At 66.8% G+C, this 14,545-nt stretch carries 8 protein-coding genes; 1 reads left to right on the top strand and 7 read right to left on the bottom strand.

Annotation, left to right across the window (positions count from 1 at the left end; all coding sequences use genetic code 11):
- Nucleotides 1-16: 16 nt before the first annotated feature.
- The 3 genes from AC2YHA_RS18785 to AC2YHA_RS18775 form a co-directional block, all read right to left on the bottom strand.
- Nucleotides 17-1,456: a nucleoside hydrolase-like domain-containing protein gene (locus AC2YHA_RS18785; RefSeq protein WP_487402852.1), complete on the bottom strand. Its 1,440-nt coding sequence runs from the start codon at nt 1,454-1,456 to the stop codon at nt 17-19.
- Nucleotides 1,453-2,667 (bottom strand): MGH1-like glycoside hydrolase domain-containing protein, encoded by a 1,215-nt coding sequence (locus tag AC2YHA_RS18780; protein WP_487402851.1) that lies wholly within the window; start codon nt 2,665-2,667, stop codon nt 1,453-1,455. Before AC2YHA_RS18780 ends, AC2YHA_RS18785 begins: the two co-directional genes overlap by 4 nt.
- A 121-nt stretch (nt 2,668-2,788) precedes the next feature.
- Nucleotides 2,789-5,647, bottom strand: coding sequence for a TonB-dependent receptor (locus AC2YHA_RS18775; protein ID WP_487402850.1), 2,859 nt, complete (start codon nt 5,645-5,647; stop codon nt 2,789-2,791).
- 484 nt (nt 5,648-6,131) lie between these two features.
- Between AC2YHA_RS18775 and AC2YHA_RS18770 the strand changes: the two genes are divergently transcribed.
- Entirely contained in the window at nt 6,132-8,999 is a 2,868-nt protein-coding gene (locus AC2YHA_RS18770) for a TonB-dependent receptor domain-containing protein (protein WP_487402849.1), read from the top strand.
- 68 nt (nt 9,000-9,067) lie between these two features.
- Here the strand turns inward: AC2YHA_RS18770 and AC2YHA_RS18765 are convergent, their stop codons facing one another.
- The 4 genes from AC2YHA_RS18765 to AC2YHA_RS18750 form a co-directional block, all read right to left on the bottom strand.
- Nucleotides 9,068-10,696: a hypothetical protein gene (locus AC2YHA_RS18765; RefSeq protein WP_487402848.1), complete on the bottom strand. Its 1,629-nt coding sequence runs from the start codon at nt 10,694-10,696 to the stop codon at nt 9,068-9,070.
- A gap of 182 nt (nt 10,697-10,878) precedes the next feature.
- Complete coding sequence (locus AC2YHA_RS18760; protein WP_487402847.1) at nt 10,879-12,393, bottom strand: glycoside hydrolase family 27 protein; 1,515 nt, start codon at nt 12,391-12,393, stop codon at nt 10,879-10,881.
- 33 nt (nt 12,394-12,426) lie between these two features.
- Entirely contained in the window at nt 12,427-13,845 is a 1,419-nt protein-coding gene (locus AC2YHA_RS18755; RefSeq protein ID WP_233783642.1) for an amino acid permease, read from the bottom strand.
- Between the two features lie 24 nt (nt 13,846-13,869).
- On the bottom strand, nt 13,870-14,526 hold the full coding sequence (locus AC2YHA_RS18750; protein ID WP_233783641.1) for a GntR family transcriptional regulator: 657 nt from the start codon (nt 14,524-14,526) through the stop codon (nt 13,870-13,872).
- Nucleotides 14,527-14,545 lie beyond the last annotated feature (19 nt).

Here is a 14,545-nt window from a genome sequence, read left to right as displayed (position 1 = left end):
AGGCGCCGAACCCGCCTCAATCGACGACGTCGATGATCACGCGCTTGTATCGTGTCAGGCGCGGCGTGCCGTGGTCGGTGACGGCGAGGATGACGTGGATCGTGCCGGTGCCGGGCGGCACCACGCGATCGGTCTTGACCGTCAGCCACGCCTTCGGCTGGTCGGCGTCGTTGACCGGGAGCTTCACGCCCGAGACGTTGTTCGACATGCTGCGTGTGCCCGCCTCCTCGTACACGAACCAGTCGTAGGAGAGGGCGTCGCCATCGGGATCGCTCGATCCCGCCGCGCTCAGGTCGACGCGCTGGCCCGGCTTCGCGGTGATGGATGCGGGCATGTCGAGCTTAGGCACCGGCGGGTGGTTGGCCCGGCGGCAGGGCTTGATGGTCCAGTCCATGCGCGCGACGAAATCGTTCTGGAAGGCCGCGCGCCAGCGCCATACCGTGGCGTACTGGTCGTCGTGCCATTCGCCGTCATGGCCCAGCACCTCGTCGCTGGCGTCGGTCCAGATCGGCCGCGTCTCGGGCGCCAGGAACCACTTGCGCATGGGCGGCGTGTAGAGCTCGTAGCGGCCTCCCCACCCGCCCCAATTCGGGTGATCGGGATCGTTGAGGCCGTTGTTGACGAGGAACAGGAACGACGGCGTGTCGCCCTCCATCTGGAACTTCCAGTTGGGATATTCGTCGCTGAGCGGCCCCTTGCCGCGGATGTTGCGGTCGATCCACTCGTTGGTGACCAGCGAATAGTCGCCGCCGGCGAACCGGCCGTGGAACTTGTCGCCGCTGATCCCGATCCAGGTCGAGTGGTGGAAGGTGTTGCCGGGATTGACGATGTAGAACAGGCCCGGGAACTCGCGCCGGATCCAGGGGCCGCTGTCGTCCTGGTCGGAGATGGCATAGACCCTGAGCTTGGCGACGAAGCTGGCGAGTTCGGCCTTCGACCGCGTCTGCCGCACCTTCCACAACGCCTGGGCGAGCACGCTCGGCCCGCCCCAGACCGTCACCCAGAGCGGGCGATCGTCGGCACGGTCGACCGCGCGGATCAGCAGGTCCGATCCGGACGAGTCCATGCCCGGCCCCACGCCCTTGATCCCGTCGGTCAGCGGGCCCTGCGCGATCCTCGTACGCAGCTCGCCAGCCGTGGGAAAGCCGGGCTCGTGCAACTCGAGATTGTCGCGTACCTTGCCATAGGCGGTGACGATGTCGCCGATCAGCTCGGGGAAGACGCCGCGGCTGTTCCTGGTCGCGACCAGCCCTTCGATGTCGAACTGGTTGGCGTAGGTCATCAGCCGGACCATCGACATGCGGTCGTCGGGGTCGCCGCCGATGTCGGTGAGGACGAACAGCCGCCGCTTCGACGGTGCCTCCTGAGCGGTGCCGCAAGCCTCTGCCCAGGCGGCCTGCGGAACGGCGACGACCGCCGCCAGAACCGCGATCGCGATCCGGCGCCAACGGGTCACAGCATTTCCAGCGCGAGCAGGTTCCAATCCATGAATCCCTTGTGACTGAGCGGCCTGCCGGTGTCCGGGTGATAATATTCGTTCAGGCTGCCGTCCGCCGCGAGCGACGCCACCAGCAGCGATACGGTCTTGTCGGCGAGGTCGTCCGCCTCCCGCCGATAGCCATAGGCCGACAGCGCCTTCCACACGAAATAATTGGAGATGATCCAGACCGGCCCGAGCCAGTTGCTGGGATTGCTGGAGAAGGCGAGCGTGTACATCCGCTCGCGGTTCGACAGCGTGCGTACGCCATGCTCCGCGCGCAGCCGATCGTCGGCGAGATAGTTCCGCTCGATCATGGCCCTGGCCTGCTCGGCGGTCGCGAGGCCGCACCAGAGCGGCAGGAAGCCCGTGAACACCTGCAGCCGCAGCGGCAGGGTCGACCACGACATGTCCATGCCGGGAGCGACATTGGTGATGAGCGCCGCGCGACGATCGACGCACTGGACGTCGACCGTGTAGAAGAAGGCGTCGCGCGGATCCCAGCATTCGCGGAGGATCGCCGCGCCGAGCCGTTCGATCCGCTTGGCCAGGGCCGCGCGCTCCTCCGCCGGGCGATTCAGCCTCGCCGCCAGCTCCGCCAGGGCGCGCAGGTCCTGGTAGAAGAGGCAGTTCAGCAGGAGGTTCGCCGACGAGAAGGGCGGCCGGCCGAAGGTGGTGGGATCATTGTCGTTGCCGATCGCGACGTCGTTGCTCCACACCAGCAGGCCCGGGCCGGCTTCGTTGTGCGCGCGCCAGCTGTCGTGGAACCGGGCGAGCTTGTCGAATATGGGGTCGCACCAGCCGGCGTCGCCGATACGGTCGGCGATCAGCAGCGCAAGCTGCGCCATGACCGGCTTCGCCTGGTTCCGGTCGCGCGTCGCGAACGGAAAGCGGTTCGCATCCCGGTCGGCCGACGCCATTACGATCGGCAGCCGTCCGTCGGGCTGCTGGTTGTCGAGGAAGTTGAGCAGGCTCCCCTTGGCGTGGTCCGCCACCTGCCGCTTCAGCGTCGCATCGCCGGTGACCTCGGCAAGCGCGAACAGACCGCGCACCGTCCACAGCGTGTCCCAGTCCCACAGCTCCGCCGAATATTGCCGGGCGGGAAGGGTGGGGGCGATCGAAGGATGGCGGAAGAACCCCTGCGCCGGACGCAGCAGCTTGGGACCATTGGCGCGAAGATAGTCAACCAACGGCTGCGCCTCGGCACGCCGCGCACTCTTCGGTGAGGCGCTCACGGTCCGGGACCTCGTGAGCGCCGCCGCGGCGAGCGCCGATCCGATCGCCTGTCGCCGGGAGATGCCGCTCATCACCCTAGAACTTCACACGCACGCCGGCGTAGAACTGGCGCCCGTTCAGCCGGTAGTTCACCCAACGCCGTGCGACGGAGTCGCTGTATTGGATATCGGCCTGGTTGGTCAGGTTAAGTGCATCCACGCTGATCGTCAGGTTCTCGGTAATGTCGTACGAGGCCGAGGCGTCGACGTAGGTCGCGCCGCGCGTCCCAGCCACGTCCTGATTGAAGGCGGCCGGAACGCCCGTCAGATACTGGTCGCGGTAGTTGACCGACCCGCGCGCCTGGAAGCCGCCCTTCTCGTAATAGAGCGTACCGTTGATCGAGTTCTTGGACAGATTGAGCAGCGTCGCGGTGACCAGTGCCGCCCCGGCGCGATATTTGATGTCGGAATCGACATAGGTGTAGTTGGCGAGCACGCCGAAGCCGCTGAGCAGCCCGGGCAGGAAGGTGAACTGCTGCTGGAGGTTGAGCTCGACCCCCTTGAGCGGACCGCCCGGCGTGTTGGTGACGTTGGTGATGACGAAATCGGTGTCGGGCGTGACGTTGGTGCCGGCGAGAAGCTCGGCCGGCAGCCCCGTCGTCGAATAGGGCGCGGTAATCGTGTTCGATTGGATGTAGGTGCTGATCTTCTTGTAGAAGGCGCCCACTGAGACGATCGAGCCCCGGCTCGGGTACCATTCGATCGAGGCGTCGAGATTGTCCGACTTGAACGGCTTCAGGTACGGATTGCCCGTGGTCACGGTGCGCGATCCGCCGGAGACGTTGACGGTGGTGGCGCCGGCCAGGCTGCCGAGCGGCGGGCGCGAGATGGTGCGGGCCGCCGCCAGCCGGACGACGAGGCTGTCGCTCGGCTCGAACGCGAGGTTCGCGGACGGCAGGAAGTTGCGATAGGTGCGGTTGACCTCCGTCGGCACCACCCCGCTGGGATCGACCGACACGGGCACCGTCGTCAGGAAGTTGGACCGCTGCCTCGTGATCGTGAAGCGTCCGCCGAGGTTGCCGCGCACGCGCATCCCCAGCAGCTCGCTGTCGAAGCTGGCCATGCCGTAGAAGGACCAGTCCTGCTCCTGCACCGACCGGTTGTCCCCGCGTGCCGCGGACACCGTGTTGGAGAGCTGGGCGCGACCGGTGTTGGAGAAGATGTCGTAGGTGTCGGCGAAGGCGGAGATGTTGGGCGTCGTCCAGCATTTGGTGTTGCCGGCGGGCATGTCGAACGCCTCGAAGCCGCAGAACTGCTCGGTCAGATCCTGGATGCTGGAGCCGGCGGGGATCGCCGGCCAATCCGCCTCGCCCAGCAGATAGCGCAGCGATTGCGAGGCGAACTTGTACTTCTTGTACTCGGCGCCGGCTGTCAGCTTGAGGTCGTCCGCCGCCTCGAACGTCAGGTCGGCGCGCGCGGTGGTGTTGCGGTTCTGGATATAGTTCGGCCGCAGGCGGATCTCCGGCCCGGTCGCGCCGGTGCCGCCCGGCTGGGTCACGCGCGGCCCGAAATACCAGTTGGCGGGATTGGTTACGTCGATCCCCCAGTCGATCCGCGGCGCATTCTGGCCGTTCGGCCGCAGATCGTAGGAGAAATTGTCGACGTTGAACGAGTCGATCTGGGTCGAGATATCCACGAAATTGTCGAAGTCCGACCGCGAATGGCCCGCCAGCGCCTTCAGCGTGAGCCGGTCACCGAGCTTCTGCTCGAGCGCCAGCGTCGCCTGCACGAACTCGGTGGTGAAATTGTCGCGGTTGTGCTCGGATCTGAGGTCGACGTTGTCGAGTAGCGCATAGATCAGCGAGTTGTTCGAATCGATGATGCCGTCGCGGACGATCGTCTCGGGCTTGCCGCCCTGCGACGCGGCGCGGCTCAGGCCGATCGGCTCGAGCGCCCAATCGTCGCGCTTCACGTCGAACTTCGAATAGAGCACGTCGAGGACGAGGTTGGTGCGGTCGCTCGGCTTCCACTGGACGCTGCCGGTGAAGCCCAGCCGCTCGGTCCTGCCGACGCCCTGCACGTAGCGCGGGAAGCGAGGGTTGTAGACCTTGGGGTCCTGGAGCTGGTTGTAAACGGCCAGGTTGGTGCCCGCGCACGCCGCTGGCCTCGCGACCGGATTGCAGAAACCGCCGTCGCCGATGCCCTGGTTCCAGTCGCCCGAATTGCTCTGCTGGAAATTGCCCGATTGGCGGGAATAGGCCCCCGATACGAGGAAGCCGAGCGTGCCGTCCGCCGTCTGCGTCGCGAACACCGCGGCGAGGCGCGGGTCGACCTTCTTGGCCTGGTCGTTGTAGCCGCCCTGGGCGGACAGGGTGACCGTCGTCTTCCTGAACGACAGCGGCCGCGCGGTCGTCAGGTCGACGGTGGCGCCGAGCGATCCCTCGGGCAGGTCGGCCGCGGCCGTCTTGCGGACGTCGATCTGGCTGAACAACTCGGACGCGAAGACGTTGAAGTCGAAGCCGCGCGACCGGTTGGCGCCGTTGTAGCCGTCGGTCGTCGCCTGGCTCTCCATGCCGTTGATGCGGGTCGAGGTGAAGTCGCCGCCGAGCCCGCGCACCGAGATCGAGCGGCCCTGGCCCTGATCGCGCGAGATGGCGATGCCGGGGACACGCTGGATCGACTCCGCGAGGTTGTTGTCCGGGAATTTGGCGATGTCCTCGGCGACGATCGAGTCGACCACGCCGGCGCTCTCGCGCTTGATGTCGAGCGCGCGCTGGAGGCTGCTGCGGAAGCCGGTGACGATGATGTCGCCGGGCTGGGAGCCATCGCCGACCTGGGCCTGTGCTTCCCCTTCAGCAGGTGCTGTTTGGGCATGAGCTGGCGAAACGAGGTTCGCGAGCAGCATCGCGCCGAGCGATGCACCGGCCAAGCTGTGCGACGATATACGGCGTGCCATGTTTCCTCCCCTCCATTGCCGGCCATTCGGACGGCCTAGCGACGCCTGTTTCCGTGAAGCTGGCGCCGACGCTCGAGTCGGAGGGGCGGTAACGCTCGCAAACATACCTCCCCTCGACAGGCGGTCGCCGTTTCGGCGATCCGCCATTCTATCACTCCTGCCAAAACTGGTATTATCAGCAGCTGATAACGCCATCGTAGGACGGCAAAAAACGTCGAGTCAACCGCTAATGGTTGCGCTAACTCGACGTGGTGGGGCGCATTTGAGCTGGGATGTATCCTGTGGGGGAGGCGGCGTCAGATGCGGGCGCTATCCGCCTCCGACAGTCGCATTCGCCGCGCAACCTTATCGTCTGAGCCGTTAAGATATAATATTTCGTATACTATATTTGACTTTTGAGCCATAGAGCGCGATGATCGGTCCGACCGAAAGGGAGGACCTCATAATGCGGCATCGTCGGACAAGATTTTATTGGACAGCTGCGGTGGCGGCCTTGCTGCCGACCATGGCTTACGCCCAGGCGGCGCAAGAGGCGGATGCGGGGGCGTCCGAGGAAATCGTCGTCACCGGCACGCGCATCAAGCGCCCCGATCTGGAGAGCAACAGCCCCCAGACGGTGATCGGGCAGGAGGAGTTCAAATATCAGGGCGCGACGACGGTCGAAGGGGTGCTGAACCGGCTGCCGCAGTTCACCGCCGACGCCAACGAGAACGTCTCCAACGGATCTGACGGCACGTCGAACATCAACCTGCGCAACCTCGGCTCCAATCGCGTGCTGGTGCTGGTCAACGGCCAGCGGATGCTGCCGCAGCAGGCGATCGACCTCAATTTCGTGCCGGGCAGCCTGGTCGAGCGCGTCGACGTGATGACCGGCGGCGCCTCGGCGGTCTACGGCTCCGACGCGCTGTCGGGCGTCGTGAACTTCGTGCTGAAGGACAATCTCGACGGCGTGCGCGTCGACGCACAGGTCGGCTTCGCCCAGCACGACAACGACAATCGCGCGGTGCGCAGTCTGCTGAGCGAGAAGGGATATGCCCTTGCCCCCAAATCGGTGGCGGACGGCGGCAAGCAGGACGTCACCATCTCGGCCGGCAAGAACTTCGCCGACGGCCGCGGCAACGTCACCGTCTACGGCGGCTACCGCCATTTCAGCCCGGTCAAGCAGTCGAGCCGCGACGTCTCGTCCTGCGCGCTCCAGGCGGCGGACGAGAATACGCTGTTCTGCGGCGGATCGAGCAATACGCCCTACGGCACCTTCGTGCCGCTGGAGGGCGCCTTCCAGGGCCAGACGCTGACCAACAACCGCGACGGCACGCAGACCTTCGTGCCCTACGACAATAGCTACGCCTATAATTACGCCCCCGACAATTACTTCCAGCGCTCGGACGAGCGTTACACCGCCGGGGCATTCGCGAAGTTCGAGCTGAGCAAGGCGGCCGAGGTCTACGGCAGCTTCATGTACATGCGCGATCACACCTTCTCGCAAGCGGCGCCCTCGGCGATCTTCCTCGGCTCGCCCTTCGCGATCTCGTGCAACAATCCGCTGGCGAGCGCGAGCCAGCTGCAGACGCTGTGCGGGGCCAAGGCCGGCACGAGCCAGACCGCCGATGCGTTGGTCGGCTATCGCATGACGATCGCACCGCGGCGCGACGACCTGCGCCACACCGACTATCGCTACACCGCGGGCGTGCGCGGCGATCTCGGCAGCGGGTTCAGCTATGACCTGAACTATCTCTACTCGCTGGTGCGCTACAAGGAGCGGTATCTCAACAACGTCGACGCGGTGAAGGCGCAGCGCGCGTTGGACGTGGTCAGCGTGGGCGGCACGCCGACCTGCCGTTCGGTGGTCGACGGCACCGATCCGGACTGTATCCCGGTCAACGTGTTCCAGGCTGGCGGCGTCACGGCGGAGCAGGGGAGCTATATGTTCACCCCGAGCAACACCGCGTCGCGCAACTCGCTGCGGGCCTTCTCGGGCACTCTGAGCGGCGACCTTGGCCAGCTTGGTATCACCAGCCCCTGGGCGAGCCGCGGCATCTCGATCGCAGTCGGCGCCGAGCAGCGCCGTGAAACGCTGAAGTTCACCGCCGACGAGATCGCGCAGCAGGGCGGCGCGACCAACGCCGACGGCATCATCAGCGTGGTCGAAGGCTATGGCGAGATCGAGATCCCGATCATCGAGGACAAGCCCTTCTTCCGTTCGCTGACCATCAACGGCGGCGTGCGTTATTCCTCCTACGACAACAAGCAGAACTCGACCGGATTCAAGTCGAGCTACAACGTCTGGACCTACAAGGGCGAGCTGAGCTGGCAGCCGATCGAGGACCTGCGCCTGCGCGCCAGCTATAATCACGCGATCCGTGCGCCGAACGTCGCGGAGCTGTTCGCGTCGCAGTCGGTCGGCAACGTCGCGGCGCAGGACCCCTGCGCCGGATCGAGCCCATCGGCGTCGGCGTCGACCTGCGCGCTGACCGGGGTCACGGCGGCCCAATATGGTCATATCGTCGAATGCCCGGCCGACACCTGCTCGGCGCAGGGCGGCGGCAACCGCTTCGTGAAGCCCGAGACCGCCGATACCTGGACCGCCGGCTTCGTGCTGTCGCCGCGCGCGCTGAAGGGGTTCTCGCTGTCGGTCGACTATTACCGCATCAAGGTAAAGGACTATATCAGCTCGATCGACCCGTCGCTGATCATCAGCCAGTGCGTCGCGACCGGCGATCCCTTCTACTGCAGCCTGTTCAACCGCGATCCGCGTTCGGGCGCGATCTTCGGCCAGAACGGCTACATCGTCTCGACCACGCTCAACACCGGCTATCTCCAGACCTCCGGCATCGACGTGATCGGGGACTATACGTTCGGCATTGGATCGCTGGGCAAGTTCAACGTCAACGTGATCGGCACCTGGCTGGCCGAGCAGGTGGCGGAGCCGCTGCCGGGGCTCGGCACTTACGACTGCAAGGGTCTCTACGGCTATACCTGCGGCCAGCCTTCGCCCGAATGGCGCCATGTCGCGCGCTTCACCTGGATGGCGCGGGGCGACACCACGCTGTCGCTGTCGTGGCGCCACCTGGGATCGACCAAGCTGTCGAGCCTGTCGGACAATCCCTTCCTCACCGGCACGCCGAGCGTGATCAACAAGCGGATCGAAGCCTATAACTATTTCGACCTGTCGGTGACCCAGGCGGTCGGCAAGCAGCTGCAGCTGCGCATGGGCGTGAACAACCTGCTCGACAAGGATCCGCCGGCGATCGCCGCGGGCATCCTGTCGGCGTTCGGCAACGGCAACACCTATCCGGGCGTCTATGATCCGCTCGGCCGGACGGTGTTCTTCGGGGCTACGGTCAACTTCTGAGGACGAGGACGGGCCGATACTCAGCTTTTAAGCCCCTCCCTTCAGAGGAGGGGCTTATTGTTTGTCCGTCAGCTGGTCGTCTGCTTTTCCTCATAATAGAGCGGCCCCAGCGCATCGATGATCGCCACGGCATCCAGCGCGCGTTGCTGTTCTGCGCCGGCATCGACGTAGCGAATGGTGAGCTCGGTCTTGAAGCCCGTCGGCCGGCTGCTGATCTCGACTCCATATTGCGTCGTCGTCATGCGCCGGGAGAAATCCTTCCGCTCGACGATCACGAAGGCCGGCTTTCCCGCCGCGCGCGTCACCTCGGCCGCACGCAGCAGCGTCATCTCCTGGACGAGGGCCGCAGACGGCGTGTTGCCGATGAACTCCACCTTGGTGGTTCCGTCCGGGTTCGCGATCGTGCGGAACCCGTCGGTGCGGCCGATTCCTCCGAGCAGGCTGGTTCCCATACTCAGCGCGCCGCCGACCAGCGCGCCCAGGATATTGGGCCGCGCGCGTTCATAGTCGATGACCGCACGCGGCGTCTCGGGCGCGATCAGCGTGCTCGGGGCGATTCCCGCCAGCTCCTTGAGGCGGTTCTCGCGCAGTTGCTTCTCGAAAGGCGCGACATCGGGCACCAGCCCCGCATCCTTTACGGGAACCGCCGCCCGAAGCGCGGTCAGCAGCTCGATCGTCGCCGCGTCGTACGGCAGCTGCGCCCCCACCAGCGCGCCGATCGCGTCGGCGGACCGCGCTTCCGCTACCGCGATGCGCGCCTCGATCTGGCGGCTGCGGGTCTCGACGTAGCGATCGAGCATGGTGGTCGGCTGGGATGCCAGTTGGGCGAGGGCTCCTTCGACCGGCGCGGGACGCGCCGCAGCCATATGTTTGCGCACCTCGGCGAGGTCGCGGCGCGCACCCGCGGCATCGCCCGTCGCCGCACGGGCATAGGCGGTGTGGAGCGTGATCAGCATGGCCGAAAGCAGCCGCACCGTGTCTGAATCGGGCGCGACGAGGCCGATCGGTTTGAGTGGCTCGCCGGGCCAGTTGACCGTGACGTTCGGGCGCAAAGCAAGCACGCCCGCGAAATTACCGATCTCGGCTTCCTTGCTGATCGCCGTCGCCTCCGCCTGAGGATCCAGGCGGGCCGCGGACAGCCATGGCGAGGGTGAGGCGTCGCGCATCGGGCGGGCGGCCTGGACGATCGTGGCCGCCGCGCGCTGGATCTGCAGCGAATAGGGACGCGCTGCGCCCGCTTCGCGTGCTAGCCTGACCGCGCCCGGCATATCGTCCGACTGGGCGAGGGCCAGTGCGCGGAGCAGCTTGAGCGAAACCGCCATGCTGCGCTGATAGAAGCGGTCGTTGGCGAGGTTGGCGGTCGCCGCTTCAGCCGCGTCGATGTCGGCGACGGCCTTGGTGATGTCGCCTATGCCGAGATAGGCCGAAGCCCTCGCGCGCAGCAGATGGGCCCGCCTGAGCGTCTGCGTCGGCAGCAATCGCGGGCTTGCCAGGGCGCGGGTACAAGCGCCGATATCGCCCTTGCGCTGGAACAAGCTGGTGAAGCGCCCGGTCCCCGCCTCGCCGCGCATCCCGTCATCCTGGCGTCCCGGATGAATGCGCCCGTCGCACGCCTCGAAATCACGCTTGTCCGATGATGCCTGCGCCGGCACCGCGACGAGCGTGCCGAGCGCGAGCAGCGCAATCCTGCCCCCCATATTCTGTCCCCCCAAACAGACCCCACGCGTTGGTAGGGGAGGAGTATCGATCGGACAAGCGGGTCGATCGGCTTCCCGCGTCCGGTGATGGGATCGTGCTCCTGCGAAGGCAGGAGCCCTGGATTATCGGGAGTGTCGCTTGCGGCCAAGGCTCCTGCCTTCGCAGGAGCACTGACGCCGGATCATCCGCCCCTGACGGCCACCATGACCGCGCCGTGCGCCGGCACGGTGTAGCTCTCCGGCAGGCCGGCGGCGGTGGCGCCTGACCACAGGTCCTGCACCTCGCTGATCGACCGCAGCCCGGCGTCGGCCGCCGTCAGCGCGAAGGATGCCTCATCGGTGCCGCGGTTGAACAATGCCAGCGCGACGCGGCCGTCGGAGAGCGGCTTGGCCCAGACCTCGATCCGGCCGTCCTTGCGCACCGCCTTGCCCTGGATGCCGCGCGGGTCCTGGTCGACGGCGATGACGTGGCGGTTGGTCAACAGCGCCAGCATCTCCGGCGTGGTCTTGCGCAGGTCATGGCCCATCATCAGCGGCGAGGCGGACATCGCCCACAAGGTCATGTGCGTGCGATATTCATCGATGCTCATCCCGCCGTTGCCGATCTCGAGCATGTCGGCGTCGTTCCAGCCGTGCGGGCCAGCGTGATCGGGATCGCCGTTCCTCTCGAACCCGATCTTCGCCATGGTCTCGTAATCATCGGTGATGTCACCGGTGGTGCGCCACAGCTGGCCCCCGACGTCGCGGCCCCAGCTGCCGACCTCGAAGCGGCCATATTCGCACAGCGAGAAGACGATGTCCCGGCCGGTCGCCTGCAGCGCCGCGCCCATCTCGCGGTAGCTGCGCTTCACCGTGTCGGCGTTGGGATAGAACCATTCTCCGGAGCACAGGTCGTATTTGAGATAATCGAAGCCCCAGTCGGCGAAGGTCCTCGCGTCCTGGGCGACATGACCGTAGCTGCCCTCGTAGCCGGCGCAGGTCCGGGGCCCCGGCGAGGAATAGATGCCGATCTTGAGGCCCCTGGCATGGACATAGGCGGTCAGCCCCTTCATGTCGGGGAACTTGTCGTTGGGCTGGAGCACGCCGCCCGCGTCGCGCTTGCCCTGCCAGCCGTCGTCGATGTTGACGTAGCGATAGCCGGCGTCGCGGAGCCCGCTCGACACCATTGCGTCGGCCATGGCGCGCACCGTCTTGTCGTCGATATGCTCGGCGAACCTGTTCCAGCTGCTCCAGCCCATCGGCGGCGTTGCGGCCAGCCGGCTGACGATCGGCACGCCGAGTGGCGGCAGCGGCGCGAACCTGAACGCACGCGCCTTCGCCGCCTTTGCGGTGCCGCGATAGCCGGCGGTGTCGACTTCGGTTGCCCAGATCTGCCCCTGCAAGCGCACCTGACCCTTGTCGAGGCTGACGCTCCAGCGGCGGAACGGATGGTCGCGGTCGTTGATGTTGCGCGCGTCGAAGATCAGTCGCCCGTCCTCGACGCGCGGGTCGATCATCGTGATCGGACCATACCAGAGGGTGGTGACGCGGCCTTCGATCCTGGTGCCGCGGCTCGTCACTTCCATCATCGTGACGCCGGGCATCGGCGGCGCCTTGTCGAACAGCCAGACGCCGTCGAAGGCGGTGCGGGCGGACGCCGCGGCGGGCGCGAGCATAATGGCCGCGAGGGCGGTGGCGGCGAACAGGGCGCGCGTCATCGCTGATCTCCTTTGGAAGGGGTGGGGATGAGGTCAGGCGGCGGCCGCGGCCTGCCGCGCGGCATCGCTCCTGCGGCGGCCGTAGAGGGCGTAGAGCAGCAGGCCGATGACGTTCCACGCGCCGAAGCGGACCAGCGTGGTGCCGGGCAGGCTGAACAGCAGATAGGCGCAGCCGAGGATGGTCAGCGTCCCCACTACATAGGGCTGCGGGCAGCGGAACAGGCGCGGCAGCTCGGGCGAGCGGCGGCGCAGGATCATCAGGCAGGCGCCGACCGAGATGAAGGCGACCAGCGTGCCGGCATTGGCCAGCTCCGCGATCTCGTCGAGGCGGAAGATGCCGGCGACCAGCGCGATCGAGAGGCCGGTCACCAGGGTGATGCGCGTCGGCGCGCCGGTGCGTGGGCTGACCGCCGCCAGGCTCTTCGGCAGCAGGCCGTCGCGGGCCATGACGAAGAACACGCGGCTCTGCCCGTACATCATCACCAGGATGACAGAGGGGAGAGCGATCACCGCCGCCAGTGCGATCAGATGCGCGGCGCCCGGATGGCCGAGCTGGCGCAGCACCAGCGCCAGCGGTTCGGGCGAGTTGGCGAGCTGGAGGAAAGGCAGGGCGCCGACCGCCGCGATCGCGACGGCCATGTAGATCGCCGTGCAGACCAGCATCGATCCGATGATGCCGATGGTGAGATCGCGGCCAGGATTCTTCGCTTCCTCCGCCGACGTCGCCACCGCGTCGAAGCCGTAGAAGGCGAAGAACACGATCGCCGCCGCCGCCATCACCCCGCGCGTCTCGCCGCCGATCTGGGTGCTGGCGAAGCCATAGGGCATGAAAGGCTCGAGATTGCCCGACTGGAAGGCGGGCAGCGCGAGCGCGACGAAGATCGACAGCGCGACCAGCTTGATGATGACGAGGACGATGTTGAGCGTGGCGCTCTCGCGCGTGCCGGCGATCAGCAGGCCCATGACGGCGAGCGCAACAAGCACCGCGGGCAGATTGACGATGCCGCCGCCGTGAGGGCCGACCAGCAGCATCTGCGGCAGGTGGATGCCCGCCGACTGGATCCAGCCGACCAGATAGCCCGACCACCCGACCGCGACGGTGGAGCAGGCGAGGGAATATTCGAGGATCAGGCTCCAGCCGACGATCCAGGCGATCGTCTCGCCCATCGCGGCGTAGCTGAAGGTATAGGCGCTGCCCGCGGCCGGGATCAGCGTCGCCATCTCGGCATAGGCGAGCGCGGCGCAGGCGCAGACCGCGCCGGCGATGGCGAACGCCAGGATGACGGCGGGGCCGGCGCGCTCGGCGCCGACGCCGGTCAGCGTGTAGATGCCGGTGCCGACGATGGCGCCGACGCCCAGCGCGATCAGATGCGGCCAGCTGAGGGTCTTGGCGAGGCTATGCCCGGATGCGCGGTTGATCAGCGTCTCGATGGGTTTTCGCGGTCCGAGCATCTGGCCCCCTGATCTGTCTTATGGCTATTGCGTGTGGCTGGCGGCGAAATGCGCGCGCAGGTCTTCGAGCGTATTGGCGATGTGTTGCGTCAGCAGCTTGTGGAGCAGCTTCGCGTCGCCCGCCACCCAGGCGTCGAGCAGGCCGCGATGCTCCAGATGGGCACGGTCGCCGCGCCCGGCCGGCTCGAGATGCGCCAGCACATAGCGCTCGGCGAGCACCTCCAGCCGCTCGACCAGCTGCGTCGTCAATATGCGCCCGCCCGGCCGCACCAGCGAGACGTGGAACTCGCGGTTGCGCATGGCAACGTCGTTCAGATTGTCATGGGCGGCGGCGTCGAGCGCCTCGAACGCCTTGACCGCGGCTTGCCGGTCGTCGTCGGTCGCCTGGCTGCAGGCGAAGGCGGCCGCCGTCGGCTCGATCGCGAGGCGCAACTGGTAGATCTCCTCCGCCTCGTCGGATGACATGGCGCGCACGAACCAGCCGCGATTGGCCTGGCTGGTGAGCAATCCTTCGTGCTCCAGCCGGGCGAGCGCCTCGCGCAGCGGGATCTTGCTGACGCCCAGCTCCGCCGCGAGCGCGTCCTGCCGCACGGGTTCCTTGACGGGCAGCTTCCCGGCGACGATCCGTTCCCGGATCACCTCGAAAACACGTTCGGCGAGCGTGCGGACAACGATGGTCACCTGTTCATCTCCGTACCGG

The organism is Sphingomonas sp. SRI_018 (genome assembly GCF_057586275.1).
This window is presented reverse-complemented; position numbering and strand designations above follow the sequence as displayed.